Source organism: Sporosarcina sp. SAFN-015 (assembly GCF_051966875.1).
In the GTDB taxonomy this organism is placed as follows: domain Bacteria; phylum Bacillota; class Bacilli; order Bacillales_A; family Planococcaceae; genus Sporosarcina.
This window is the reverse complement of record NZ_JBQCKP010000027.1, coordinates 1-1,196: the sequence shown is the minus strand read 5'-3', so window position 1 is coordinate 1,196 and position 1,196 is coordinate 1. Positions and strand designations below refer to the sequence as shown.

The following is a 1,196-nucleotide window of genomic DNA, read 5'->3' as shown; positions in this document are numbered from 1 at the left end:
GCACGTGAGGACCAGAGTGACGGAGCTGACAAAGTAATGCGAAGCTTATCGAAATCCGTATAAAGGTTAAGTTAGAAAGGGCGCACGGCGGATGCCTTGGCACTAGGAGCCTATGAAGGACGGCACTAACACCGATATGCTTCGGGGAGCTGTAAGTAAGCTGTGATCCGAAGATTTCCGAATGGGGAAACCCACTGCCCGTAATGGGGCAGTACGTTCACGTGAATACATAGCGTGAACGAGGCACACCCGGAGAACTGAAACATCTAAGTACCCGGAGGAAGAGAAAGAAACATCGATTCCCTTAGTAGCGGCGAGCGAAACGGGAAGAGCCCAAACCAGGAAGCTTGCTTCCTGGGGTTGTAGGACACTCTATACGGAGTTACAAAGGGACGGATTAGACGAAGCGGCCTGGAAAGGTCCGCCATAGCGGGTAAAAGCCCCGTAGTCGAAAGTTCGTCCTCTCCAGAGTGGATCCTGAGTACGGCGGAACACGTGAAATTCCGTCGGAATCCGGGAGGACCATCTCCCAAGGCTAAATACTCCCTAGTGACCGATAGTGAACCAGTACCGTGAGGGAAAGGTGAAAAGCACCCCGGAAGGGGAGTGAAAGAGAACCTGAAACCGTGTGCCTACAAGTTGTCAGAGCCCGTTAATGGGTGATGGCGTGCCTTTTGTAGAATGAACCGGCGAGTTACGATTCCATGCAAGGTTAAGCAGCGAATGCGGAGCCGCAGCGAAAGCGAGTCTGAATAGGGCGTAATGAGTATGGGGTCGTAGACCCGAAACCAGGTGATCTACCCATGTCCAGGGTGAAGGTAAGGTAACACTTACTGGAGGCCCGAACCCACGTACGTTGAAAAGTGCGGGGATGAGGTGTGGGTAGCGGTGAAATTCCAATCGAACCTGGAGATAGCTGGTTCTCTCCGAAATAGCTTTAGGGCTAGCCTCAAACGAAAGAATCTCGGAGGTAGAGCACTGTTTGGACTAGGGGCCCATCCCGGGTTACCGAATTCAGACAAACTCCGAATGCCGATGATTTATGTTTGGGAGTCAGACTGCGGGTGATAAGATCCGTAGTCGAGAGGGAAACAGCCCAGACCGCCAGTTAAGGTCCCCAAGTATCCGTTGAGTGGAAAAGGATGTGGCGCTGCCCAGACAACCAGGATGTTGGCTTAGAAGCAGCCACCATTTAA

1 rRNA gene is annotated in these 1,196 nt (G+C 52.4%); it reads left to right on the top strand.

Going from position 1 to position 1,196, the window contains the following annotated elements:
• Positions 1-64: 64 nt before the first annotated feature.
• Positions 65-1,196, top strand: a 23S ribosomal RNA gene (locus ACTHPA_RS18475); the annotation flags it as partial.